Annotated in this window: 21 protein-coding genes; 10 read left to right on the top strand and 11 right to left on the bottom strand. The window is 64.6% G+C overall.

What is annotated here, in order from left to right; all coding sequences use genetic code 11:
• Nucleotides 1-7 precede the first annotated feature (7 nt).
• The gene (locus FFS13_RS12235; protein ID WP_137819366.1) at nt 8-310 is read left to right on the top strand and encodes a type II toxin-antitoxin system RelE/ParE family toxin; all 303 of its coding nucleotides are present in this window, start codon (nt 8-10) and stop codon (nt 308-310) included.
• On the top strand, nt 303-596 hold the full coding sequence (locus FFS13_RS12230; protein ID WP_137819365.1) for an addiction module antidote protein: 294 nt from the start codon (nt 303-305) through the stop codon (nt 594-596). The genes FFS13_RS12235 and FFS13_RS12230 overlap by 8 nt, the downstream gene beginning before the upstream one ends.
• A gap of 195 nt (nt 597-791) precedes the next feature.
• Here FFS13_RS12230 and gloA read toward each other — a convergent pair whose 3' ends face one another.
• A complete protein-coding gene (gene gloA, locus FFS13_RS12225) occupies nt 792-1214 on the bottom strand; it encodes a lactoylglutathione lyase (protein ID WP_137819422.1) in 423 nt (140 codons plus the stop codon).
• 160 nt (nt 1215-1374) lie between these two features.
• On the bottom strand, nt 1375-2004 hold the full coding sequence (locus tag FFS13_RS12220; protein WP_137819364.1) for a hypothetical protein: 630 nt from the start codon (nt 2002-2004) through the stop codon (nt 1375-1377).
• A gap of 146 nt (nt 2005-2150) precedes the next feature.
• Between FFS13_RS12220 and FFS13_RS12215 the strand changes: the two genes are divergently transcribed.
• A complete protein-coding gene (locus FFS13_RS12215; protein ID WP_137819363.1) occupies nt 2151-2738 on the top strand; it encodes a TetR/AcrR family transcriptional regulator in 588 nt (195 codons plus the stop codon).
• Between the two features lie 167 nt (nt 2739-2905).
• On the opposite strand, the gene FFS13_RS12210 is transcribed toward FFS13_RS12215, so the two are convergent.
• Together FFS13_RS12210 and betT are read right to left on the bottom strand one after the other, a co-directional pair.
• Nucleotides 2906-4180, bottom strand: a complete 1275-nt coding sequence (locus FFS13_RS12210) for a tyrosine/phenylalanine carboxypeptidase domain-containing protein (protein ID WP_137819362.1) — start codon at nt 4178-4180, stop codon at nt 2906-2908.
• Nucleotides 4181-4634: 454 nt separating this feature from the next.
• Nucleotides 4635-6644 carry a choline BCCT transporter BetT gene (betT, locus tag FFS13_RS12205; RefSeq protein ID WP_371922954.1) on the bottom strand — a complete coding sequence of 670 codons (2010 nt, stop codon included), beginning with the start codon at nt 6642-6644 and terminating at the stop codon, nt 4635-4637.
• Nucleotides 6645-6888: 244 nt separating this feature from the next.
• On the opposite strand from betT, the gene betI reads away from it, so the two are divergent.
• The 4 genes from betI (at nt 6889) to dbpA (ending at nt 12406) form a co-directional block, all read left to right on the top strand.
• The gene (gene betI / locus FFS13_RS12200) at nt 6889-7473 is read left to right on the top strand and encodes a transcriptional regulator BetI (protein WP_137819360.1); all 585 of its coding nucleotides are present in this window, start codon (nt 6889-6891) and stop codon (nt 7471-7473) included.
• 52 nt (nt 7474-7525) lie between these two features.
• Nucleotides 7526-8998: a betaine-aldehyde dehydrogenase gene (gene betB, locus FFS13_RS12195; protein WP_137819359.1), complete on the top strand. Its 1473-nt coding sequence runs from the start codon at nt 7526-7528 to the stop codon at nt 8996-8998.
• 129 nt (nt 8999-9127) lie between these two features.
• Nucleotides 9128-10810 carry a choline dehydrogenase gene (betA, locus tag FFS13_RS12190; protein ID WP_137819358.1) on the top strand — a complete coding sequence of 561 codons (1683 nt, stop codon included), beginning with the start codon at nt 9128-9130 and terminating at the stop codon, nt 10808-10810.
• Between the two features lie 216 nt (nt 10811-11026).
• A complete protein-coding gene (gene dbpA, locus FFS13_RS12185; protein WP_137819357.1) occupies nt 11027-12406 on the top strand; it encodes an ATP-dependent RNA helicase DbpA in 1380 nt (459 codons plus the stop codon).
• Nucleotides 12407-12498: 92 nt separating this feature from the next.
• On the opposite strand, the gene FFS13_RS12180 is transcribed toward dbpA, so the two are convergent.
• Nucleotides 12499-13233: an ABC transporter substrate-binding protein gene (locus FFS13_RS12180; protein ID WP_137819356.1), complete on the bottom strand. Its 735-nt coding sequence runs from the start codon at nt 13231-13233 to the stop codon at nt 12499-12501.
• 167 nt (nt 13234-13400) lie between these two features.
• Here FFS13_RS12180 and FFS13_RS12175 point away from each other — a divergent pair, with 167 nt between their 5' ends.
• Nucleotides 13401-14579 (top strand): NAD(P)/FAD-dependent oxidoreductase, encoded by a 1179-nt coding sequence (locus FFS13_RS12175; protein WP_137819355.1) that lies wholly within the window; start codon nt 13401-13403, stop codon nt 14577-14579.
• 48 nt (nt 14580-14627) lie between these two features.
• Here the strand turns inward: FFS13_RS12175 and FFS13_RS12170 are convergent, their stop codons facing one another.
• The 4 genes from FFS13_RS12170 to FFS13_RS12155 all read right to left on the bottom strand — a co-directional run bounded on the left by FFS13_RS12170 (nt 14628) and on the right by FFS13_RS12155 (nt 19068).
• Nucleotides 14628-15491 carry a type 1 glutamine amidotransferase domain-containing protein gene (locus FFS13_RS12170; RefSeq protein WP_137819354.1) on the bottom strand — a complete coding sequence of 288 codons (864 nt, stop codon included), beginning with the start codon at nt 15489-15491 and terminating at the stop codon, nt 14628-14630.
• A gap of 232 nt (nt 15492-15723) precedes the next feature.
• Nucleotides 15724-16845, bottom strand: a complete 1122-nt coding sequence (gene ald / locus FFS13_RS12165) for an alanine dehydrogenase (RefSeq protein ID WP_137819353.1) — start codon at nt 16843-16845, stop codon at nt 15724-15726.
• A 55-nt stretch (nt 16846-16900) separates the two neighbouring features.
• Entirely contained in the window at nt 16901-17659 is a 759-nt protein-coding gene (locus FFS13_RS12160; protein WP_137819352.1) for a slipin family protein, read from the bottom strand.
• Between the two features lie 2 nt (nt 17660-17661).
• Nucleotides 17662-19068 (bottom strand): nodulation protein NfeD, encoded by a 1407-nt coding sequence (locus FFS13_RS12155; RefSeq protein WP_256657881.1) that lies wholly within the window; start codon nt 19066-19068, stop codon nt 17662-17664.
• A gap of 254 nt (nt 19069-19322) precedes the next feature.
• Between FFS13_RS12155 and yccS the strand changes: the two genes are divergently transcribed.
• Complete coding sequence (yccS, locus tag FFS13_RS12150; RefSeq protein ID WP_137819350.1) at nt 19323-21512, top strand: YccS family putative transporter; 2190 nt, start codon at nt 19323-19325, stop codon at nt 21510-21512.
• Nucleotides 21513-21591: 79 nt separating this feature from the next.
• On the opposite strand, the gene FFS13_RS12145 is transcribed toward yccS, so the two are convergent.
• Together FFS13_RS12145 and FFS13_RS12140 are read right to left on the bottom strand one after the other, a co-directional pair.
• On the bottom strand, nt 21592-22329 hold the full coding sequence (locus FFS13_RS12145) for an ABC transporter substrate-binding protein (RefSeq protein WP_137819349.1): 738 nt from the start codon (nt 22327-22329) through the stop codon (nt 21592-21594).
• A gap of 305 nt (nt 22330-22634) precedes the next feature.
• Complete coding sequence (locus tag FFS13_RS12140; protein ID WP_137819348.1) at nt 22635-23873, bottom strand: DUF3422 domain-containing protein; 1239 nt, start codon at nt 23871-23873, stop codon at nt 22635-22637.
• A gap of 262 nt (nt 23874-24135) precedes the next feature.
• Here FFS13_RS12140 and FFS13_RS12135 point away from each other — a divergent pair, with 262 nt between their 5' ends.
• On the top strand, nt 24136-24597 hold the full coding sequence (locus FFS13_RS12135) for an aminoacyl-tRNA deacylase (RefSeq protein ID WP_137819347.1): 462 nt from the start codon (nt 24136-24138) through the stop codon (nt 24595-24597).
• Nucleotides 24598-24721: the final 124 nt, after the last annotated feature.

The following is a 24721-nucleotide window of genomic DNA, read 5'->3' as shown; positions in this document are numbered from 1 at the left end:
TCATGCGATGAAGAGGATCGAATCCAGCAAATTCCACTCGTGGCTGAAGAAGCTCAAGGACGATACCGGCAGGGCCCGCATCGTGGCTCGCATCAACCGCCTGATGGAGGGGCTGCCGGGTGATGTAGCCCCTGTCGGCCATGGCATCAGCGAGCTGCGGATTCACTACGGACCAGGCTACCGCGTGTATTTCTACCAGCAGGGCGACACGCTGGTGATCCTTCTCTGTGGCGGCGACAAGGGCAGCCAAAGCCGCGACATTGATACCGCCCACCAGATACTGCAGGCGTGGAGAGCGCAACATGACTAAGACCTTTACCGAATTTGACCCCGCGCAATACCTGACCAGTCCTGCCGCTATCGCGGAGTTCATGACTGACGCGTTGGAAACCGGCGACGCTTCCTATATCGCCAAGGCAATGGGGGTGGTCGCTCGCGCCAAAGGCATGACCGAGTTGGCCAGAGAGACCGGCCTCTCTCGCGAACAGCTGTATCGTTCCTTCAGCGAGCGCGGTAACCCCACCCTGAAAACCATGCTGGCGGTGATGAAGGCGCTCGGCGTCGATATCACTGCCCGCCCCCACACCGCTCACTGACGGGCGCAACTAAAGCGGAGGGGTCGGAGTGATTTATTTTTAACCAAAGGCGTCCCCGATGGCATTGCCCAACCACCCGACCCAAGTGCCGCTTGTGGGCCGACTCAGCTGGCAGATACATCCGCTGTTTACGTGGCATGGCAAACTCCTTTTGCCCAATCGACACGACCAACAGCTTAACTGATCAAAAACAAATCACTCCGACCCCTTTAGTTTTGAGCGAACTTCAATCAGCTCAATCTGGTAGCCGTCTGGATCTTCGATAAAGGCAATGACCTCTGGCGCACCAGAGTTGACTGCACTGAATGTCATCGGCCCAGGCTCGCGCAACACCTTCACCCCCAAGGCGGCGAGCGCTGCGCAGGTCGATCTCAACTCGACCACGGCGAGCGCAATATGGCCAAAGGCAGAACCCAGCTCATAGCTGTCACTATCCCAGTTGTAGGTGAGTTCAAGCACCGCGCCGGCGTGTTCGGCGCCATAGCCGACAAACGCCAAGGTGAAGCGTCCGCTGGGATATTCCTCCTGGCGCAGTAAGCGCATGCCGAGCGCGCCGGTGTAAAACGCCAGCGAGCGCTCAAGATCAGCAACCCGCAGCATGATGTGCAGCAAGCGCACGGGAGCGGGTGAGCTGAACACAGTGATTGGCATGCAATTTCTCTCCCTAAGAATGGCGTTACCACAGCGTTTTTCGACTTGAGCCATGCGCTCAAAGGACGATCCGGCCATGCCGCTTCAACCCGCGCGAAGCGGCATCACCTCGCACGGGCAGGGTCGATTAAAGATAAAACTGCGAACCCATTTCGCGACTTGCCGCCTCGGTCGCCGAAGCATCAAACAAGCGTGTGGTGTAGGCCGCATTCAGCCCCGCGGTCTCGGTTGGGAAGTAATCGGTGACGAAACGGCGGGCGTTTTCCAGCGTATCGAATGCATAGAAGCCACCGACGGATTGGTTATCCACGCCACTCAACCAGGTTTTGTGCAACAACCCAGGCTGCTCGCGAAGAATGGGATTCATCGTGCGCCAAGGTGCCTGATCAAACGGGACCGAAACCTGCACCTCGGTGTAGACGAATGCACCCGGCTTGCGGCTGGCGATACCACCGAAATGCACCGAATTCAGCTGCCGACTGGCCTCCTCGACCACGTCCATGGCAAACACCCGAGTCGTTTGCGCCACGCCAAATTTACGGGCCTCTGCCGGAAAGTACCCGGTGACGAATTTTTTCGCGTTATCGATTGAGTCGAACTCATAGAAGCCACCCACCGACAGATTCGCCGCCCCAGACAACCAGGTTTTATTTTTCAAACCCGGCTGTCTGAGCAACTCCGGGTTGAGCTCGCGCCACGGCGCCTGCTCGAATGGCAAAGAGATTTGCAGCTCGGTGTATACAAAAGCCTTCGACATAGCGGTATTCCTGTAAATGGACTGATCCAGTCATAGCCATGACCAGAACGGCAGTCAAGATAACGACCGTTATTCGAATATACATAACGATCGTTACTTGACCAAGTATAATTTCTGCTCATCAACCTCAAGCTATGGGTGAGTCCGTGTCTCGATCCGAACAGAAGCTGCAAACTCGCCAGCGCATCCTCGAGGCGGCAGGGCGCGGTTTTCGCAAAGGCGGCTTTGGTGGCATAGGTGTCGATGGCTTGGCGAAAGAGGCCGGAGTCACCTCCGGCGCCTTCTACGCGCACTTCGACTCCAAGGCCGCCGCGTTCCGCGAGTCGGTCGGACAGGGCATGTCGAACCTCAAGGACGGCGTACGCCATTTCCAGACAAGCTACGGGCCGACCTGGTGGTCAGAGTTCGTGCGTTTTTACTTGGGTGCCAAGCGCAAGTGTGAGCTACCCGAAAGTTGCGCCTTGCAAAGCCTCGCCCCCGAAGTGGCGCGCTCCGATGCGACAGCCCGGGCAGAGTTCGAGGCTGAGTTGCTTGCGGTCGCGACCCTAGTCGCGAGCGGGCCGGCTGCAGCGGACGCACCCGCCAATGTCGGTGCGGCAATGGCCGCCCTGGCCACGCTAGTCGGCGCGGTAACACTCGCCCGGGCGGTAAGCGATGCAGCGGTGGCCGAGCAAATAGCGGACGCAACGGAGCGCGTGCTGCTGCCGACTCAGACTGCGGCGGGCATGGTGTAGGGCCGTGAACCCACCTAGCGCTATCCCATAGGCTGCACCGGCTTTTTAAGCTAAAGGGGTCGTAGTGATTTGTTTGGCTATGTCGTCGTTAACTGTTGAAAAAAGGGTGGCCTAAATCACTACGGCCCCTTTAGTTGGACTCGCCCCCTTTAGTTGCAGGCTCAGGCTCAGGCACTGGCATCGGCCTCGTGCTCGTCCGCGAAGGCCATAAGCACCTCGAGGTTGAGCACATCCAACTTGATCTGGGCGATAAAGGCAGAGAAGGCCAGGGCGGCGGCGAGCCGACGCAGATCGGCGGCCCAGGCCGGGATATAGACCGGTCCCTGGAGCCAGCCGGACTCGAAGAGCGGGGCCAGGCGCAGGGTGTCGCCCAGGCTGAGGCGCCCGGCGAACAGATAGCCCACCAGTTCCGGCCGGTTGTCGCGGATCGCGATGCGCAGCAGGGTATGGACGCCGAGCAAGCCGGTCAGGTAGGCGGCGTCCTTGGTGAAAGCCGAGCCGCCGCGCAGGTCGGCGCCGCGGAAGATGCGTTGTGTCGAGCGGAAGGATTCCTCCTGCGACTGCCCGGCGGCGAGAAAACCCTCGAACACCTGGATGAAATCGGCGCCGTCCAGGGCCTGTTGGATCGCCAGCACGCGCAGGGCGAGACGGCGCAGGCGGTTGATGTCGATGCTGCCGGTGAACAACTCGGCCAGGGTGGCGATGCCCTCCTGGGTTTGGGTCGTGCGGGGCGCGCCCAGGCCCAGGCTCTTCAGGTTGGGTTGGAGCGCGCCGTTTTGCGCCGTGGCCACATGCACGAAGGCCTCATGCTGCAATAGCTGGCTCTTGTCCAGCTCGGAGAAGTGGGCGCTGGCGCGCAGGCGGATGCGGCTCGCCCCGGCGATGGCCTTGGCGGCCAGGGTCGGATCGAGCACGACCCTGACCCGGCCTGGGCCGAAGAAGCGATCCAGTTCCGGCTGCATCCAGGCGGCGAAGGCCTCGGCGGGGATATCGGCCGGGCTCGGCGGAATATGGGCGCCGCCCAGGAGGGCGTCGCTGGTCTCGAGGAAGAAGCGGGCGGCGTCCAGCATGCTCAGCTTCTGGCTCGGGTAGTAGAAGTCCGGGCGCCGGTACAGCGCGGCCGAGTACAGGGTGAAGGCCGGGGTACCTATGGCGCCAAGCATCCGCCCGGCCGTGGCATAGCTGCGCGCCGTCATGGCGAGGTGGCGCCCGGCTGGATGGCCCTCATCGCAGCGGCCGGCAAATGCCTCCAGGGCGGCGATGTCCGCGCCGTGCTCGCGCGGGCGCAGCTCGACCTTGGGCAGTTGCGCACGCCCGGCGCGCCAGCGCGCCAGGAATACCTCCTCGACCCCGTCCGGCCAGGCCAGGGCATCCAGCACGCGGATCTTGCGGGCCAAGCCGGGCAGGGCGGCATCGAGTTCGGACAGGGGGGCGACGCTCACAGGAGTCTCCTTGGAAACCGAGGATCAATTTTCCTAAGCTTAGGCCCTGTCGATGTATCGCGTTGCGGCTGTACCCTGCACCAGACGCAATACCTTCGGCAGAAACGCCTATTCCAGCGCTACAGCCTTCAGCGCCTGATAGCGCCCGCTCATGCCGCCGCTCGAGCAAAAATCCACGCGGGTTGCACTCGTATATGGACTCCTCCCCTTTAGCAAACCGACGCGCCTCACCCCTCCTTTTGAGCATTTGCCTGCCCCTTGCCGGCGGCTTGTCGCGGCAAGCTATGTTCGGTCGGTTTTGTTGATTTCTCGTTCAATCAAAACTCAATAGACTGCCTGACAGACCTGTAACCGACACCCATAAAAAAGGCCCTACACCGTCACTGGCATGGGGCCCAGGTTTTACCAGGCGGTGCGCGCACTGCCCTTCACCAGGAAGGGCCGCGCACCTCCCTTAGCAGTACAGCCGGCTCAGGAGCTGCCGATGGTTCTCGTACTGATCCAGCACATCGCGGGTGATCTGCTCCCTGCTATAGCCCATCAGGTCGTATTCCTGAGTCCCGTCGAACAGATACACCTCGGCACGGTAGTAACGGCACGGCGCGCTCGCCACACTCCCCGCTTCGGCCAGGGCCAGCGCCCGCGGCGGTGCGAAGTAGCCATCCAGGCTCACCTCGTAGACGAACGGCTGGCCATCGGCATGTTCCACCCGCAAGCCCAGCTCGTGCTGGCCCAGGCCCAGATGAGTCTGCACCTGCAGGCCACGGCCACGCAGTTGCTCGGCGGCAGCCAGCAGGGCCGGGCGCACCTCGCTATCGAGGAACGCCTGCACCACCGCCTGCTCAGGCTGCTGCACCAACTCAGCCAGGCGCTGGCTGAAGGCGCGACGGCCGCGGGCCAGCGGCTCGGCCTGTTCCAGGCGCACCTGCTCGTCACGGATCAGCGCCTTGTACAGGCCCACCATGTACAGCAACAACACCACCGAGAACGGCAGGCCGGCCAGCACCACCATGGTCTGCATGGCCGTGAAGTTACCGGCGAACAGCAGCCCGATGGTCACCAGGGTAATCACCGCCGACCAGAAGATCCGCAGCCAGTACGGCGCATCCTCGTCCAGGTCGCCGCCCTGGCGCGACAGGTTGGCGAGCATCACCGAACCGGAGTCGGCCGGCGTCAGGAACAGCACGAAACCGACGAAAATCGACATGCCGATGACGATCTTGGCCAGCGGGTAATGTTCGAGCAGCAGGTAGATCGACATCGACGGCTGCTCCAGCGCCGCCTTGCCCAGCTCCACCGCGTTCTGGTTCATCACCAGATCCAGGGCGCTGTTACCGAAGATCGACAGCCAGGCCAGGGTAAAGCCCAGCGGGATCAGCAGCACGCCGCCGACCAGCTCGCGAATGGTCCGGCCCCGCGAGATACGCGCGATGAACATGCCCACGAAGGGTGCCCAGGAAATCCACCAGGCCCAGTAGAACACTGTCCACAGCCCCAGCCAGGCCTCGCTCTTGGCCGGCGCAGCGGTGTAGGCGTAGAGGTCGAAGGTCTTCAGCAGCAGGCCGTTGAGGTAATCACCGACGTTCTGCACCAGGCCGTTCATCAGCATCAGCGTCGGCCCGCAGACCAGCACGAAGACCAGCAGACTGCTGAACAGGACGATATTCAGGTTGGACAAGCGGCGGATGCCCTTCTCGATCCCCGAAACGGCCGCCAGGGTCGCCACCGCACTCATCACCAGGATCACCAGCAGCAGCCCGGACTGGGTGTGCGGCAGGCCGAACAGGTATTCCAGGCCCGAAGACACCTGCAACGCGCCTATGCCCAGGTTGGTCACCAGGCCCAGCAGCGTGACGAAGATGCCGAAGCAATCCACCGCGTTACCCACCGCGCCCTTGACCAGGCGCTCGCCGAAGATCGGCAGCAGCGCCGAACGCAGCGCCAGCGGCTGGTTGTGCCGATAGGCGAAATAGCCGACGGCCAGGCCGACCAGCGCGTAGATCGCCCAGCCGTGCAGCCCCCAGTGCAGGAAGGTCAGCTGCAAGGCCTGGCGCGCGGCCGCCTGAGTGCCCGGCTCGCCTTCCGGCGGGTTGACCAAGTGATCGATGGGCTCGGACGCGGCAAAATACAGCAGCGAAATGCCGATCCCGGACGAGAACAGCATGCCCGCCCAGGCGCCGTAGCTGAAGGCGGGTTTTTCCTGGTCGGCCCCGAGCTTGAGCGTGCCGAAGCGCGAAAAGGCAACCCATACCACGAAGACCAGGTAAGCCCCGATCGCCAGCATGTAGTACCAGCCGAAGCTGTGCGACAGCCAGGTCTGGGCCAGGCCCAGCAGTTGGCCGGCGGCTTCGGGCGCGAGGATCAGGGCCACGGTCAGCACCAGGATCAGCACGGTAGAACCGTAGAACACGACCGGGTTCAGACGCACCCGTTCAGGGTTTGTACTGGGGGGAGAGATACTCAAGAGAGGCTCCAAGGCAGTGAAAGCAGGCGCCCGTGCAGAGCAGCAGTGGGCGCAACGACAGACCTGGGCCACCCGCGCCGAAGCGGGGGCGGCCTGAACGACTGCGGCCAAGTGACGCACCGAGACCATTCGAGGTCGCGGAGCTTATTCTTAGTTGATTGAGCGTTCAATAAAAATAAAATAGACTGGCTTACGCCGACTCGGACGCCTGCCGTCCGTTACCAGGCCCAAGGAGATTTGCCACATGCCCAAGATCGGTATGCAACCCATCCGCCGCTCGCAGTTGATCCACGCCACTTTGCAGGCGGTCGATCAGGTCGGTATGAGTGATGCGAGCATCGCCTTGATCGCACGCTTGGCGGGGGTGTCTAACGGCATCATCAGCCACTACTTTCAGGACAAGAACGGCTTGCTCGAAGCCACCATGCGCCATCTGATGGCGGCCCTGAGCCTGGCCGTACGCGACCGCCGCCAGCTCCTGCGCGACGAAAGCGCCGGCGCGCAGATCCGCGCGATCATCGACGGCAACTTCGATGACAGCCAGGTCAACGGCCCGGCGATGAAAACCTGGTTGGCCTTCTGGGCGACCAGCATGCACCAACCCGAGTTGAGCCGCCTGCAGCGGATCAACGACCACAGGTTGTATTCCAACCTGTGCTGCCAGTTCCGCCGCGTCTTGCCGCTCGCCGATGCGCGCAGCGCGGCACGGGGGCTGGCGGCATTGATCGACGGTTTGTGGTTGCGCGGCGCGTTGTCCGGAGAGGCCTTCGACACCCAGCAGGCACTGCAAATCGCTTACGACTACCTGGACCAACAACTGGCCAAATAGGCGGGTCGCTCAGACCCGCCAACGCCAGCCCACATGCACTTGCGAGGACACTATGGCCCGTTTCGAACTGCAAAAACTCTACATTGACGGCGGCTACGTGGATGCCACCAGCGGCACCACGTTCGAGTCCATCAACCCCGCCAATGGCGAGGTGCTCGCGACGGTGCAACGGGCTTCGAAAGAAGACGTCGAGCGGGCCGTGGCCAGTGCCGAGAAAGGCCAGAAAGTCTGGGCCGCGATGACCGCCATGCAGCGCTCGCGGATCCTGCGCAAAGCCGTCGATATCCTTCGCGAGCGCAACGACGAGCTGGCCGAGCTGGAAAGCCTGGACACCGGCAAGCCGCTCTCGGAAACCCGCAACGTCGACATCGTCACCGGCGCCGACGTGCTCGAGTACTACGCCGGCCTGGTGCCCGCCATCGAAGGCGAGCAGATCCCCCTGCGCGAGACGGCCTTCGTCTACACCCGCCGCGAGCCGCTGGGTGTGGTCGCCGGGATCGGCGCCTGGAACTACCCGATCCAGATCGCCCTGTGGAAATCCGCCCCGGCCCTGGCCGCCGGCAATGCGATGATCTTCAAGCCGAGCGAAATGACCTCGCTGACCACCCTCAAGCTGGCCGAGATCTACACCGCCGCCGGCCTGCCCGCCGGCGTGTTCAACGTCCTGACCGGCAGCGGCCGCGAAGTCGGCACCTGGCTGACCGAGCACCCGCGCATCGAGAAGATCTCCTTCACCGGCGGCACCGACACCGGCAAGAAGGTCATGGCCAGCGCCTCCAGCTCCTCGCTGAAGGAAGTCACCATGGAGCTGGGCGGCAAGTCGCCGCTGATCATCTTCGAAGACGCCAACCTCAACCGCGCGGCCGATATCGCCGTCATGGCCAACTTCTACAGCTCCGGCCAGGTCTGCACCAACGGCACCCGCGTGTTCATTCCGCGCAGCCTGCAGGCGCGCTTCGAGGCCAAGGTGCTGGAGCGCGTCAAGCGCATCCGCCTGGGCAACCCGCTGAGCGAGACCACCAACTTCGGCCCGCTGGTCAGCTTCGCCCATATGGACAGCGTGCTCGGCTACATCGGCAAGGGCAAAGCCGAAGGCGCACGCCTGCTGGCCGGCGGCGAGCGCGTGACCGAGGGCGACTACGCCAAGGGCGCCTACGTCGCACCGACAGTGTTCAGCGACTGCACCGACGAGATGAGCATCGTCCGCGAGGAAATCTTCGGCCCGGTCATGAGCATCCTCGTCTACGACGACGAAGACGAAGTCATCCGCCGCGCCAACGACAGCGAATTCGGCCTGGCCGCCGGTGTCGTCACCCAGGATCTGAACCGCGCCCACCGCGTGATCCACAAGCTCGAGGCGGGCATCTGCTGGATCAACACTTGGGGCGAGTCGCCGGCCGAGATGCCGGTCGGCGGTTACAAGCAATCCGGTGTCGGCCGTGAGAATGGCCTGACCACCCTGGCTCAGTACACTCGGATCAAATCCGTGCAGGTAGAGCTGGGCGACTACGGCTCGGTGTTCTAAACGAGCCCCTAGGGTGGATTCGCCGCCTAGCGGCGTAATCCACCGCCCCGTTTCACATTCGCCACGGTGGATTAGGGCTACGCCTGATCCACCCTAGGCGCTGCAAATGCCCATACTAAGGGTGCAACCATGACCAAAGAATTCGACTACATCATCATCGGCGCCGGTTCGGCCGGTAATACCCTGGCCACCCGCCTGACCGAGGATGCCGACGTCAGCGTGCTGCTGCTGGAAGCCGGTGGCCCGGACTACCGCCTCGACTTCCGCACCCAGATGCCCGCCGCCCTCGCCTTCCCGCTGCAGGGCCGCCGCTACAACTGGGCGTACACGACCGAACCGGAACCCTTCATGGACAACCGGCGGATGGAGTGCGGGCGTGGCAAGGGCCTGGGCGGCTCCTCGCTGATCAACGGCATGTGCTACATCCGCGGCAACGCCCTGGACTACGACGGCTGGGCGCAGACCCCAGGCCTGGAAGACTGGAGCTACCTCGACTGCCTGCCCTACTTCCGCAAGGCCGAAACCCGCGACATCGGCCCCAACGACTACCACGGCGGCGACGGCCCGGTCAGCGTGACCACGCCCAAGGCCGGCAACAACCCGCTGTTCCAGGCCATGGTCGAGGCCGGCGTGCAAGCCGGCTACCCGCGTACCGAAGACCTCAACGGCTACCAGCAGGAAGGTTTCGGGCCGATGGATCGCACCGTGACCCCGCAGGGCCGCCGCTCCAGCACCGCCCGCGGTTATCTGGACCAGGCCCGGGCCCGACCGAACCTGACCATCGTCACCCACGCCCTGACCGACCGCATCCTGTTCAAGGGCAAGCGCGCCGTCGGGGTTGCCTACCTGAAAGGCGAGAGTGACACGCGGATCACCGCCAAGGCCCGCCGCGAAGTGCTGCTGTGCTCCGGCGCCATCGCCTCGCCGCAGATCCTTCAGCGCTCCGGCGTCGGCCCGGCCGCCCTGCTGCGCGACCTCGACATCCCGGTGGTCCACGACCTGCCGGGCGTCGGCGCCAACCTGCAGGACCACCTGGAGATGTACCTGCAATACCAATGCACCCAGCCGATCTCGCTGTATCCCTCGCTGCATTGGTGGAACCAGCCGGCCATCGGCGCCGAGTGGCTGTTCCTCGGCAAGGGCATCGGCGCCAGCAACCAGTTCGAGGCCGGCGGCTTCATCCGTACCCGTGCAGAGTTCGAGTGGCCGAACATCCAGTACCACTTCCTGCCGGTGGCGATTAACTACAACGGCAGCAACGCGGTGAAGGAACACGGCTTCCAGGCCCACGTCGGCTCGATGCGCTCGCCCAGCCGTGGCCGCGTGCAGGTGCGCTCGAAGGACCCGCGCGAGTACCCGAGCATCCTCTTCAACTACATGTCCAGCGAGCAGGACTGGCAGGAATTCCGCGACGGCATCCGCATCACCCGCGAGATCATGGCGCAGCCGGCGCTGGACCCGTACCGCGGCAAGGAACTCAGCCCCGGCCTCGAGTACCAGAGCGATGCCGACCTCGACAAGTTCATCCGCGAGCACGCGGAAACCGCCTTCCACCCCTCCTGCTCCTGCAAGATGGGCAGCGATGACATGGCGGTGGTCGATGGCCAGGGCCGCGTGCACGGGATGGAGGGTCTGCGCGTGGTCGATGCCTCGATCATGCCGCTGATCACCACCGGCAACCTCAACGCGCCGACCATCATGATCGCCGAGAAAATCGCCGACCAAATCCGTGGCCGCAAGCCGCTGCCGCGCAGCACCGCCAAGTATTACGTCGCCAAGGGCGCACCGGTACGCGGCAAGGCGCTGCGCTGAGCCGCCGCCGGCCCGGCAGCCAGATCGGCGGCCGGGCCGGAGAGCGACGGCCGAACACGTCGGTCTTTCACCGCCCCTGGAAGAGGGAGACCCGCCTGTGGAGCAACTGAGGGAAACTCCGTGGGGCGAGTGGGGCCGGCCCCCGGTCGCGCCACGCCAACAGCCGCAGGCCGGCCTGTTACACTGCAGGCCATTTTCGTTTAGCAGGCCTGCCCCGTGACCTCCACCGCTTTCAATTCGCTGCCGCTGTCCGCCGCCATGCTGGCTAACCTCGAGTCCCTCGGTTATGCCCAGATGACGCCGGTGCAAGCGCAGAGCCTGCCGGTGATCCTCAAGGGCATGGACCTGATCGCCCAGGCCAAGACCGGCAGCGGCAAGACCGCCGCCTTCGGCATCGGCCTGCTCAACCCGCTGAACCCGCGCTTCTTCGGCTGCCAGGCGCTGGTGCTCTGCCCGACCCGCGAGCTGGCCGACCAGGTAGCCAAGGAAATCCGCCGGCTGGCCCGTGGCACCGACCACATCAAGGTGCTGACCCTGTGTGGCGGCGTCCCCTTCGGCCCACAGATCGGCTCGCTGGAACACGGCGCGCACATCATAGTCGGCACCCCGGGGCGGATTCAGGAACACCTGCGCAAGGGCAGCCTGAAACTCGACGGCCTCAACACCCTGGTGCTCGATGAAGCCGACCGCATGCTCGACATGGGCTTCTACGACTCCATCGCCGAGATCCTTCAGCAGACCCCGGCCAAGCGCCAGACCCTGCTGTTCTCCGCCACCTATCCGGCCAGCATCAAGCAGCTGTCGGCCGCCTTCATGCGCGATCCGCAGCAAGTGAAGGCCGAGGCGATGCACGCCGACAGCCAGATCGAGCAACGCTTCTACGAGATCGCCCCCGAGCAACGCATGCAGGCCGTGACCCAGCTGCTGGCGCACTTCCGCCCGCAGTCCTGCGTCGCCTTCTGCTTCACCAAGCAGCAATGCCAGGAGTTGGTCGAGCACCTGCAAGCCAGCGGCATCTCCGCAATGGCCTTGAATGGCGATCTGGAACAGCGCGATCGCGATCAGGTGCTGGCGATGTTCGCCAACCGCAGCTGCTCGGTGCTGGTGGCCACCGACGTCGCCGCCCGTGGCCTGGATATCGAAGCCCTGGATGCGGTGATCAACGTCGAACTGGCGCGCGACTCGGAAATCCACATCCACCGCGTTGGCCGCACCGGCCGCGCCGGTGAGAAAGGCCTGGCGCTGAGCCTGGTGGCCCCGGCCGAAGGCCATCGCGCCCAAGCCATCGAAGACCTGCAAAAGGCTCCGCTGAACTGGCAGCAACTGGACGGCCTGAAAGCCCAGGGCGGCGGCCCGCTGCTGCCCCCCATGGTCACCCTGTGCATTGCCGGTGGCCGCAAGGACAAAGTCCGCCCCGGCGACATCCTCGGCGCCCTGACCGGTGATGCCGGCATCCCCGGTGCCCAGGTCGGCAAGATCGCCATCTTCGACTTCCAGGCCTATGTCGCGGTCGAACGCGCAGTCGCCAAACAGGCGCTGCAACGCCTGAACGACGGCAAGATCAAAGGCCGCTCGCTGCGCGTGCGGATGCTCTGAGAACGCCAGGCTGTCTATCTGTTGAGTCTTGAGCTGCGCTGCAGCTCTTTGTAGGAGCGGGCCATGCCCACCCTTTGTCCCCTCGTCCGGCCTCAGAACCCGTGGCGCTGGAAAATCTGCGCGTAACTGCCGTCCGCGCGCATCTCCTGCAGCGCACGGTTGAAGGCCGCGACTATCTGCCGGTGCTGGGGATGGCTGCGGCGCACCAGGATGTGCAGGCCATTTTCGCTGAGCGGCTTGGGCAGGAACTCCAGCTGCCCTTGCAGCGCGTGCAACTCGCCCTTGAGGTAATAGCGCGCCACCAGTTCGTCCTCCAGGGTCAGTTGCACCCGCCCGGCGGCGAGCATCCGCGCGCCCATGGCGAACCCCATCACCGGGACCTTGTGCAGCCGCGCATCCTGATCGAACTGCGCCTGGTAGGCATAACCGCGCACCGTCGCAATGCGGTAAGGGCGCAAGTCCTCCAACTGGTCGAACTGAATGTCCGCGCCCTTGCGCTGCAAGAAGCGAATGCGGTTGACCAGATAGGCCTCGGAAAACAGCCCGTACTGGGCTCGCTGCGCGTCGTACCAGGCGCCCAGCGCCACATCGTAGTCGCCGGCCTGCAAACCGCGTAATGCCCGCGCCCAGGGCACCTCGATATATTCGCTGGAGTAGCCGGCACGCTGCAGCACGGCACTGACCAGGTCACTGGCCAAGCCATTGCTCGGCAGGCTGGCATCGGTAAACGGCGGCCAGGTGTCGGCCACCAAGCGCAGGGGCTCGGCGCTGACGGCGCAGCAACTGCAAAGCGCCGCCCACAACGCGATACCGCGTGAAAGCCCCATGCCGATCCTCCGTAACCGGTTGCTGGATAAGCCAGCTTAGTCAGGCTGCGCCACGCAACACCAGACCAACCGGCGGGAAACGCCAAGCGCTACGCAAAGCTTGGGGTAAACTGCCGGCCCCAGCGGACTCTACGCGGGGCTTTGATCAGGGTTTTGAGGGTGTGGCTGTGCTCGGTACAGATGTAGTGATTCTTGGCGCCGGTGCTGCCGGCTTGATGTGTGCGCTGACCGCCGCCGGGCGCGGGCGCAAGGTCCTGCTGCTGGACCACGCCAACAAGGCCGGCAAGAAGATCCTCATGTCCGGCGGCGGCCGCTGCAACTTCACCAACATGTACACCGAACCGGGCAACTTCCTCTCGCAGAACCCGCACTTCTGCAAATCCGCCCTGGCGCGTTACACCCAGTGGGACTTCATCGAGCTGGTGAGCAAACACGGCGTGCCCTACCACGAGAAAAAGCTCGGCCAGCTGTTTTGCGACAACAAGGCCAGCGACATCCTCGGCCTGCTGCTCGCCGAGTGCGAGCAGGCCGGCGTGCAGCTGCTGCTGAACACCTCGATCCAGCAGATCGACAAAGCCGCCAGCGGTTACCAGGTGCACACCAGCGCCGGGCCGCTGGGCTGCGAGTCCTTGGTGATCGCCACCGGCGGCCTGTCGATCCCGACCCTCGGCGCGAGCGGCTTCGGCTATCAGGTGGCCAAGCAGTTCGGCCATAACCTGCTGCCGACCCGCGCCGGGCTGGTGCCGTTCACCATCACCGACCAGCTCAAGGCGCTCTGCGGCGAGCTGTCCGGCACCTCGGTGGATTGCCTGGTGAGCTGCAATGGCGAGAGCTTTCGCGAGAACCTCCTGTTTACCCATCGCGGCCTCAGCGGCCCGGCGATCCTGCAGATCTCCTCGTACTGGCAGCCGGGTCAGGCGGTGGCAATCAACCTGCTGCCCGAGCATGACGTGCCGAGCTGGCTGCTGGAGCAACAGGCGCAGCGGCCGAACTCCGAGCTGAAGACCCTGCTCGGGGAGATCTTCACCAAGAAGATGGCCAACCTGCTGGCCGAACACTGGTTCGTCTCCAAGCCGATGAAGCAGTACAGCCCGGGCGAGTTGAGCGCGATCGCCGAGCAACTGGCGAGCTGGCAGCTGGTGCCGGCCGGCACCGAAGGCTATCGCACCGCCGAAGTGACCTTGGGCGGCGTCGACACCAGGGAAGTCTCCTCGAAGACCCTGGAATCGCTGAAGTCACCAGGCCTGTACTTTATCGGCGAAGTGCTCGACGTCAGCGGCCACCTAGGCGGCTTCAACTTCCAGTGGGCCTGGGCCTCGGGCTATGCGGCGGCGCAGTACGTCTGAGCACGGCCAAACCCGCTGCGGTTGCGGCGCCTTGACCGTACCGGGGCGTTACCGAGGCAACCGCTCGACGAACTGCCGGGCAAAGCTGTGCACATCCCCCGGCCAGCGCGCGGAAATGTAATTGCCGTCGCAGACCACCCAGGCCGGGCGGCTGTCATCGAGGCTGTCCCGGTGCAGGCCGCTGGTCTTGCGCAGGTGGTCCGGTGCCTCCGCCGGCACCTCGAGGAAGTCATTCGGACTGGCCAGGGCGCGGCTCACCTCGGCCTGCACGCTCCTATAGCCGGCCGACTCGCCGGGCTGTTCCAGATAGGTCCGGTAGTAATTCGGCGCCCAGAAACGGCCGTAGAAACGCGTCAGGTTCCAGGCGCTCTTCTCCATCGTCCAGGTCAGGCCGGTGGTCTTGCGCCCGTAGAGCGCGGAACGGCCGTCCGTCGCCTTGCTCCGCGCGGCCAATACCACGCCATGACAGATCGCCGCCAGCGGCTTGTCGCTGGCGAAGAAGGCGCCTACGAAGCGCTGCAATACCTCGCTCTCCAGATAGTCGCGCATGCCCCGTGCCCAGTGCCCGCCGGGCAGCAGCAGGCCGTCGAAGTCCGCCACCGCGAGCTGCTCATAGCGCAGCGGCTGGCGGAACTGCGCATCCGCCAGCAGCGCCTGATAGGCCGCGCGCGCGCCGCGCCGGGCACGCAGGAGCAGGCCGAGCAGCCTGAACTGGCGCAAGCCGGGAATCCAACCCCAGGGGTCCAGGCCTACGCCCGTCAGCATCAGCGGGTCGCCCTCGGCCGGCCGCCCGTCCGGCGTGGCGAAGCGCACCCGGTAGCCCGCCGCGCGCACTATCTGCCAGCTCAGCGCGACCTCGCTGGGGTCGAAATCGCGGTTCGGCAAAGGGATCACAACGGTCTTGGCGGGCATCGCGGCACTACTCGGCGGAAGATGCCCAAGCTTAGGCTGGGCGCGCCTGGCGCGGCGAGTGGCCCGGCAGGCCAAGACAAAAAAACCCGTCGTTCCCGCGCAGACGTAGGGTGGATAACGCTCTCTTTATCCACCAACGAAGCAACCCGGATTCCCCATGGTGGAAAACCGCTTTGCGGGTTTTCCACCCTACGCAACTGAGCACATCTTCGTAGGAGCCGGGATGACGCGCCTATAGATGCTCCAGCACGCTGGTGGCCGACTGGTACGGCAAGCCGTGGGCCTCGGCCACGCTGCCGCAGGTAATCAGGCCTTTGGCGACATTCAACCCATTGAGCAGATGCGGGTCGTCTTCCAGGGCCCGCCTTGTGCCTTTTTCCGCGAGCGCGATGACGAACGGCAGGGTCGCGTTGTTCAGCGCCAGGGTCGAGGTGCGCGCCACCGCCCCGGGCATATTGGCCACGCAGTAGTGCACCACCCCGTCGACCACGTAGGTCGGCTCGGTGTGGGTGGTGGCTTTCGAGGTTTCGGCGCAACCGCCCTGGTCGATGGCGACGTCCACCAGCACGGCGCCGGCCTGCATCTGCCGGACCATCTCCGCGGTGATCAGCTTCGGCGCCGCGGCACCGGGGATCAGCACCCCGCCGATCACCAGATCCGCCGCCAGCACCTGCTCGCGCAGGGCCGCACGGGTCGAATACAGCGTGGTGATGCGATTACCGTACTGCGCGTCCAGACGACGCAAGACATCGACGCTCTTGTCCAGCACCGTGACATTCGCGCCCAGCCCCACCGCCATGGCCAGCGCATGGCTGCCGACCACGCCGCCGCCGAGGATCACCACCTTGCCCGGCGCCACCCCGGGCACCCCGCCGAGCAGCACGCCGCGCCCGCCCCGGGCCTTTTCCAGGCAACTGGCGCCGGCCTGGATCGACATCCGCCCGGCGACTTCGGACATCGGCGCCAGCAGTGGTAGACGCCCTTGCGCGTCGGTGACGGTTTCATAGGCGATGCAAATCGCCCCGGAGGCCATCAACTCCTCGGTCTGCGGCAGATCCGGCGCCAGGTGCAGGTAGGTGAACAGCGTGTGCTCCGGGCGCAGCCGGGCACGCTCGTCGGCCAGCGGTTCCTTGACCTTGACGATCAGCTGCGCCTCGGCGAACACCTGGGCGGCGTCCTTGCCGATCTGCGCGCCGGCCGCGCGGTAATCCTCGTCGCTAAAGCCGATGGCGGCGCCCGCCTGAGTCTGCACCCAAACCTGGTGGCCGAGCCCGCTCAGTTCGGCCACCGACTGCGGCGTCAGGCCGACGCGGTATTCGTGGTTCTTGATTTCCTTGGGCACTCCGATACGCATGACAACCTCCAAATCGGTGAGCAGTAGTTTTCACACCACCTGTTTACCGGGCCGCTCAGGTCTTTGGCGACAACTCGGCCATGCCCTTCAACAGCTCGATCGGCAGCGGGAAGACGATGGTCGAGCTCTTGTCGCCGGCGATCGCACCGAGCGTCTGCATATAACGCAGCTGCATGGCGCCGGGTTGGCGGCCGAGCATCTCGGCGGCCTGCATGAGCTTTTCCGAGGCCTGCAACTCGCCCTCGGCGTGGATCACCTTGGCCCGCCGTTCGCGCTCGGCCTCGGCCTGTTTGGCGATAGCGCGGATCATCGACTCGTTGAGGTCGACGTGCTTGATCTCCACGTTCGACACCTTGATGCCCCAGGCGTCGGTCTGCGCGTCCAGCACCTGCTGGATGTCGACGTTGAGCCGTTCGCGCTCGGCGAGCAGCTCGTCCAACTCGTGCTTGCCGAGCACCGAGCGCAGGGTGGTCTGCGCCAGTTGGCTGGTGGCCATGAGAAAGTCCTCGACCTGGATGATCGCCCGCTGCGCGTCGAGCACGCGGAAGTAGATCACCGCGTTGACCTTCACCGAGACGTTGTCGCGGGTGATCACGTCCTGCGTCGGCACGTCGAGCACCACGGTGCGCAGATCGACCCGCACCACCTGCTGGATCGCCGGGATGATGATCACCAGCCCCGGCCCCTTGACCTTCCAGAAGCGTCCGAGTTGGAATACCACGCCGCGCTCGTACTCACGGAAGATGCGGATCGCCGAGACGATCAGCACTATCAGCAGCACCAGCAGGGCGCCAAAACTCAGTGGAAAACCCATGACTAGCCTCCTTGTGGCGGCGTCTCGTCAGCCGCCGCGACATCCAACAGCAGGCCCTTGCGCGCCAGTACCCGCACCCGTTGACCGGGCCGCAGCGGCGCCTGGCTGAGCACCTGCCAGTTTTCCCCTTGCAACTTCACCCAGCCGCCGAGCGGATTGCCCTCCTGCAGCGCGGCCACTTCCACCAGGCTGCCGACCAGCCCCGCATCGCCGCTGACCACCCGCCGGCGCTGTGCCTTCAGCGCCATGCCGAGGAGGGTCACGATCAGCAGCGCGCTGGTGAGGGCGACGCCGACGATCAGCCCGAACGGGATGCCGAAGCCCGGCACCTCGGTGTCGATCAGGATCACCGCGCCGACCACGAAGGCGACTATGCCGCCGAAGCCGATCACGCCGAAGCTGGGCATGAAGGCCTCGGCGGCCATCAACGCCATGCCGAGCAGAATCAGGGCGATCCCGGCATAGTTCACCGGCAGCAGTTGCAGGGCGTAGAGCGCCAGGATCAGGCAGATGCCGCCGACTACCCCGCCGATGCCCGTGCCCGGGTTGGAGAACTCGAAGATCAGCCCATAGACGCCGATCATCATCAGGATCAGCGCCACGCTGGGGTTGGTGATCACCGCCAGCAGCTTAGTGCGCCAGTCCGGTTCGTGGCTGATCAGCGCGGCGCCGGCCGTTTGCAGCTTCAGCTCCCGGCCGGCGGCGCTCAGTGTCTTGCCGTCCAGTTGCTTGAGCAGGTCGCCCAGATCGTTCGCCAGGTAGTCGATCACCCTCAGCTTCAGCGCCTCCTCGGCGGACAGGCTGACCGCCTCGCGCACCGCCAACTCGGCCCATTCGACGTTACGCCCACGCAACTGGGCCAGGCCGCGGATATAGGCGGCGGCATCGTTGACCTGCTTCTTGGTCAGGGCATCGTCCGCCTCGGCGGCGGGCTGGGTTTTGTCGGCCTCGGGTGCCGCGGGTTGTTCCGGCTTCTGCGGTGGCGCGCCCGGCATGCCGCCGATCTGCACCGGCGTGGCGGCGCCGAGGTTGGTGCCTGGCGCCATGGCGGCGATATGGCTGGCATAGAGGATATAGGTGCCGGCACTGGCCGCCCGCGCACCGCTCGGTGCCACATAGCTGGCCACCGGCAGCGGACTGGCGAGAATCGCCTTGATGATCGCGCGCATCGAGGTGTCCAGCCCGCCAGGGGTGTCGATGCTGAGCACCACCAACTGCGCCCCCTCGTCCACCGCCCGCGCCAGCCCGCGGACAATGTAATCGGCGCTGGCCGGGGCGATCGCACCGTCCACCGTCAGCACCACCACTGCGCCCGCAGCCGGCCCCGCATCCGCAGCCGGCAGCGGCCCGGTCGGTAGCCCGGCCAGCGCCAGCAGCAAGAGCACACTGCGCCACCACTGACTGCTCACAGGACCCTCCTGGTAAATACCCATGGGCCGCCCTGCCGGCGGCGGCTGATAGCTGAGAAACGGCTGAAACGACCACGGCAATTCACTCAACCTTGGCTTACCGCGGCGTTTGGTTTCAGCTTAGTTGACGCAGGGCGTACGCGAAGGCTGTCCGCTCAACGCAGGATTTTTGCTAAAAAGTCTGCACAGCCGGTTCGCAGCGGCGCGCATATCCGCTCTAATCGATCTCTCGCCAACCGGATCGTTCGCCGCCGATGCCTTCCCGCTCACTCAGCCACTCCCTGCGCCGCCTGTGGGCGCTGGATAAGTTCAGCTACAGCCTGCGCGCGTTTATCGCCCTGACCGGCAGCATGGCGCTGTCTTGGGCGCTGGACTCGATGCACCAACTGATTCCGCTGTTCCTCGGCATCATCGCCAGCGCCCTGGCGGAAACCGATGACAGCTGGCAAGGCCGGCTGACCGCGCTGCTGGTGACGCTGGGCTGTTTCAGCGTGGCGTCGGTCGCGGTCGAGTTGCTGTTCCCCTATCCCTGGTTATTCGTCGGCGCGCTGGCGCTGGCGAGCTTCGGCCTGACCATGCTCGGCGCGCTGGGCGAGCGCTACGGCAGCATCGCCCAGGCCACCCTGATCCTCTCGGTGTACACCATGATCGGGGTCGATCAACGCGACGGCGCGACCGCGAACTTCTGGCACGAACCCTTGCTGCTGGTGGCCGGGGCGGCCTGGTATGGCCTGCTGTCGGTGCTCTGGCAGGCGCTCTTCGCCCATCAACCGGTGCAGCAGAGCCTGGCGCGCCTGTTCCGCGAACTGGGCCACTACCTCAAGCTCAAATCCGCCTTGTTCGAACCGGTGCACGGCCTGGATGTGGAACAACGCCGCCTGCAGCTGGCGCAACAGAACGGCCAACTGGTGGCCGCGCTCAACGCCAGCAAGGAAATCATCCTGCACCGCGTCGGCGATGGCCGGCCCGGGCCGCAAGTCAGCCGCTACCTGAAGCTGTACTTCATGGCGCAAGACATCCACGAACGCGCCAGCTCCTCGCACTACCCCTACAACGAGCTGGCCGAGGCGTTCTTCCACAGCGATGTGCTGTTCCGCTGCCAACGCCTGCTGCGCCAGCAGGGCGAGGCCTGTCAGGCGCTGGCCCAGGCCATTCAGCTGCGCCAGACGTTCGAGTACGGCGGCCTGCCGGCCCAGGCCCTGAGCGATCTGCAAGCCTCGCTGGAGCACCTGCGCAGCCAGAACAATCCGGCCTGGCGCAGCCTGTTGCGCTCGCTGCGCGCGCTGGCCGGCAACCTCGGCAGCCTGAATAACCTGCTGGGCAACGCCAACAACCCGGATGCCCTGGCGGAGGAGCAGGACAGCAGCCTGCTCGACCGCTCGCCGCACTCGCTGAAGGACATCTGGACGCGCCTGCGCCTGCAGCTGACCCCCACTTCGCTACTCTTCCGCCACGCCCTGCGCCTGGCGCTTGCCCTGAGCGCCGGCTACGGCGTGTTGCACCTGATCCACCCGAGCGAAGGCTACTGGATCATCCTCACCACGCTGTTCGTCTGCCAGCCGAACTACGGCGCCACCCGGCGCAAACTGGTGCAGCGCATCAGCGGCACGGTGATCGGCCTGGTGCTCGGCTGGGCGCTGTTCGACCTGTTCCCCAGCGCGCTGATCCAGGCCCTGTTCGCAGTCGTCGCCGGAGTGGTGTTCTTCGCCAATCGGGCGACCCGCTACACCCTCTCCACCGCCGCCATCACCCTGATGATCATGTTCTGCTTCAACCAGATCGGCGACGGCTATGGGCTGATCGTGCCGCGCCTGGTCGATACCCTGCTCGGCAGCCTGATCGCCGGCCTCGCGGTGTTCCTGATCCTGCCGGACTGGCAAGGGCGACGGCTCAATCAGGTGGTGGCCAACACCCTCAGCTGCAACAGCCATTACCTGCGGCAGATCATGCAGCAGTACGCCAGCGGCAAACACGACGACCTCGCCTACCGCCTGGCCCGGCGCAATGCGCACAACGCCGACGCCGCGCTCTCCAGCACCCTGGCCAATATGCTGATGGAGCCCGGTCACTTTCGCAAAGAGGCGGATATCGGCTTCCGCTTCCTGGTGCTGTCGCACACCTTGCTCGGCTACCTCTCGGCCCTCGGCGCGCACCGTGGCGCAGCCTTGCCCAGTGCCGCGCCGCCCAGCCTGCTCAGCGAGGCCGCCACGCGCCTGGCCAGCAGCCTCGATGAAGTGGCGCAGAACCTGGCGAGCAAGACCCCGGTCAGCATCCACAGCGATGCCGAAGAAGACCTCGCCAAGGCGCTGGAACAGTTGCCGGAAGACATGGACGACCGCGAGCGCCTGGTGCAAAGCGAACTGGCGCTGATCTGCCGCCAACTCGGCCCGCTGCGCACCCTCGCCGCGCACCTGCTGCGTGACCGCGTGGCCATCAGCACCTGACAACATGGCCAGCGCCACGCGCCGCATGCCGCTCGCATGAGCGATAGCGGCGCAGCCCCGCGCCGACGGACTAAAGCGCCTACAGCCCGTGGCGTTTGAACAGTGCGGCATAACTGCCGTCGGCCTTCATCGCCTTGAGCGCCCGGTTGAACGCCGTGACGATCTGCGCATGCTGCGGGTTCTGCAGGCTGACCAGAATATGCAGGTTGTTCTCGCTGAGCGGCTTGGGCAAAAACTCCAGGTCATCACGCACGCTGCTCGGCTCGCGGTCGAGGTAATAGCGCGCGACGAACTCATCCTCCAGCGTCAGGTTGACCCGCCCGGCATGCAGCATCCGCGCCGCGCTGGCAAAGCCGAGCACCGGAACCTTCTGCAAACTGCTCGCGCTATCGAACTCCGCGCCGTAGCCATAACCGCGCACCACCGCGATGTTGAAGGGCTGCAAGTCCGCCAGCGAGGCGAAGTCAATCGGCGAATCCTTGCGCTTGAGCAAGCGCACCCGATTGAGCAGATAAGGCGAGGAGAACTGCCCGAGCTGGGTGCGTTCCTCGGTGAACCAGGCGTTCACCAGCACGTCATAACTGCCCACCTCGATCCCACGCAGCGCCCGTGCCCAAGGCACCTGCACCTGCTCCGTGGCGTAACCGGCGCGCGTCAAGGCGGTGTTGACCAAATCGCTGGCCAGGCCGCCGTTCGGCAGACTCTGATCGGTAAACGGCGGCCAGACATCCGCCACCAGACGCAACGTCTGCGCTGACGCGCCGCTCGTCAGCAGCCACAACACACTCAACAGCAGAGCACGCGGCATGGGTTTCATCCTTTTTATTCTTCTTATTCTTTGCAATCCAGGCGGGCCAACAGCCGTAGCCCGCTACTCGCAACCCAGGGTCGCAGCCCGCTCCAAGCCCAGCGGCGCAGCAATCGCCACACCACTAATGGCGACCTGCCATTAATAAACCAGATTCCGACACTCGGCTAGTGGCGACAAGCGACTCATCCGAGTCGCCCGTAAACGGTTCCAGCAATACCCCCGGCTCAGAGCCTTCGCGCCCTACAAGACCCCTCAACGCTCGCCACGAAAACAGCGCTGCGCCGGTCAGAACGCTAAGATCGCGGCCCCCCTCAGTGGCTCTTCGCCTGGCGGATGCGTAAGGCGATAAAGCCAAGAATGAACAGCGCGATAGGGGTCATATAGGTTGCCGCGGTCAGTGGCTCGATCTTCAGCCCGACGGTGTGCAGGCCTTCGAACACCAGTTTGAACAGGCTGAGCAGGTAGTAACTGATGGCGATCAGCGAAAGCCCTTCGACCGCCTTCTGAATCTTGATCTGGGTATTGGCTCTGCTGTTCAGGCTATGGAGGATCTCCGAGTTCTGCGCTTCGACCTCGACCTGGACCCTGGCCTGGAGCAACTCGCTGAGGTTGGCGACGCTGTGCCCCAGGCGTTGCAGGCGTTGATCGGTGGCCGCGCAGTAGCGGACTGTCGGCTTGAAGCGCCGTTCGATGAATACGCCCAGCCGCTGGCAGTCGCCCAGATGGGCCTCGCGCAGCTCGCCGATGCGCTCAAAGACGATCTTCGAATAGGCGTCGGTCGCACTGAAGCGCCGGCGCGAGCGTGCCGTGCTGCGCACTATGCGTGCGGAGAGTGCGGCGATGTCGTTGAGCAGGTGCTTGGCATCGCCGGAGGCGGTCTCGGCATTGCTGTCGGAAAGGCCAGTCAGTTCCTTGTCGAACTCCTTCAACGAGACACTGATGGACTGCGCGACCGGAAGCGTCAAGGACGCCATCATGCGATAGGTTTCGATCTCCAGCAGGCGCCGGATCATGCGACCCAGGCGATAGGCATTCAAGCCGCGATTGATCAGCAGAATCCGGTTCATGCCCTCCTGGTCGAGCTTGAAGTCACTCCAGACCGTGGCATCGCCACCACCGACACTCGAGCCGGCCGGGTCCTTGAAGCCATAGAACGCATAATCGCCGGCCCAGCTCTGCTGCGTTTCAACCTGGATCAGATCGGCATTGATGATCAGATCGCGGTGGGCTTCGACTATGCCCTTGAGCACCGCGGGAAGCGGCTGCCAGATCTCGGCGGTCTCGCCGTCGGACTTGGGCGCGACCAACGTCAAGGTAAAAAACTCGGTGTGCCGTTCCCACTTCAACGCAAAGGTCCCAAGCTTGATCAGCCCTTGCGGCGTGCTGCGATCATAAAGCGCGCCAGCCTGTGCATAGAGGCTGCTGATTATCGCGTCGCACTGATCATCGGGGTCGATAAAGGCCAGGTGGTAGACATAGGCGGGCCCGTCGAAATAGATCGAGGGACGCGAATGCAGTTCGTTATGCAGCGCTTTTCGCAGAGGGTGCATCGGCAGCTCACTTCAAAACGGGAGAGGGCTTTAGGGGTGACGTGTCCGCTCTCGAATTGGGTCACAGGCAGGGCGCAAGTTTCTTCGCGGCACAGCGTGATTCGGCTCCCGCTTAGGCCAATCACCGCTATCGACTCCACCCCATAGCATCAAGTGTTACAGCCGCCCAGCCGCCACCGCCCCTCGCACTGCCTAAACTTTCACTAGGGGAGTTTTGATAACCAGTGGCCTTGGTGTATTCGACAGGGCGTGGAGGTGCATCATGCGTATGGCAAAAACTTTACAGCGCAGTCTGGAACAGGCGCATTGCGAATTCGACATCATTGCCCACCCGCATTCGGCGAGCAGCCTGGAGACGGCTCGCGTGGCCGGCATTCCGGCGGAACGGGTGGCCAAATCGGTGATTCTGGATGATCGGCACGGCCGCTATCTGATGGCGGTGGTACCTGCCAGTCGGCACCTGGACCTGGACAAAGTGCGTGGCGCAGAAGAATGGCAACTCACCAACGAAAGCACGATCGCCGGCCTGTTCACGGACTGCGAGCGCGGGGCCGTGCCGGCGTTGAGCGAACCTTACGGGATGAACATGGTGGTCGACCCCTTGTTGACCCGGCAGCAGGACATTTATCTGGAGGCCGGTGATCACAAGAGCCTGGTCCACATGCGCATGGATGAGTTCCTTAAACTGGTGCCTCGCGCTGAGGTGTGCGAGGTCTGCCACTAGTGGCCGCCAGGCAACTGCACAGGCCAGTGCAACGCCCAGTTGATGCGACAGGCGTTCAACGGGGCGGGGGTGAGGGGTGCCGCTACGGGGCGGCCCAACCGGCTGTACCCGCGCGCTTCTACTT

Origin of the sequence: Pseudomonas sp. 2FG, assembly GCF_005502935.1 — a bacterium.
Taxonomy (GTDB): Bacteria; Pseudomonadota; Gammaproteobacteria; order Pseudomonadales; family Pseudomonadaceae; genus Aquipseudomonas.
This window is presented reverse-complemented; position numbering and strand designations above follow the sequence as displayed.

Bases quoted from the DNA above. Each gene is read 5' to 3' on its own strand.
- FFS13_RS12235 (WP_137819366.1), top strand. From the start codon at position 8: ATGAAGAGGATCGAATCCAGCAAATTCCACTCGTGGCTGAAGAAGCTC.
- FFS13_RS12230 (WP_137819365.1), top strand. From the start codon at position 303: ATGACTAAGACCTTTACCGAATTTGACCCCGCGCAATACCTGACCAGT.
- FFS13_RS12220 (WP_137819364.1), bottom strand. From the start codon at position 2,004: ATGTCGAAGGCTTTTGTATACACCGAGCTGCAAATCTCTTTGCCATTC.
- betI (WP_137819360.1), top strand. From the start codon at position 6,889: ATGCCCAAGATCGGTATGCAACCCATCCGCCGCTCGCAGTTGATCCAC.
- betB (WP_137819359.1), top strand. From the start codon at position 7,526: ATGGCCCGTTTCGAACTGCAAAAACTCTACATTGACGGCGGCTACGTG.
- betA (WP_137819358.1), top strand. From the start codon at position 9,128: ATGACCAAAGAATTCGACTACATCATCATCGGCGCCGGTTCGGCCGGT.
- FFS13_RS12180 (WP_137819356.1), bottom strand. From the start codon at position 13,233: ATGGGGCTTTCACGCGGTATCGCGTTGTGGGCGGCGCTTTGCAGTTGC.
- FFS13_RS12170 (WP_137819354.1), bottom strand. From the start codon at position 15,491: ATGCCCGCCAAGACCGTTGTGATCCCTTTGCCGAACCGCGATTTCGAC.
- ald (WP_137819353.1), bottom strand. From the start codon at position 16,845: ATGCGTATCGGAGTGCCCAAGGAAATCAAGAACCACGAATACCGCGTC.
- FFS13_RS12160 (WP_137819352.1), bottom strand. From the start codon at position 17,659: ATGGGTTTTCCACTGAGTTTTGGCGCCCTGCTGGTGCTGCTGATAGTG.
- yccS (WP_137819350.1), top strand. From the start codon at position 19,323: ATGCCTTCCCGCTCACTCAGCCACTCCCTGCGCCGCCTGTGGGCGCTG.
- FFS13_RS12145 (WP_137819349.1), bottom strand. From the start codon at position 22,329: ATGAAACCCATGCCGCGTGCTCTGCTGTTGAGTGTGTTGTGGCTGCTG.
- FFS13_RS12140 (WP_137819348.1), bottom strand. From the start codon at position 23,873: ATGCACCCTCTGCGAAAAGCGCTGCATAACGAACTGCATTCGCGTCCC.
- FFS13_RS12135 (WP_137819347.1), top strand. From the start codon at position 24,136: ATGCGTATGGCAAAAACTTTACAGCGCAGTCTGGAACAGGCGCATTGC.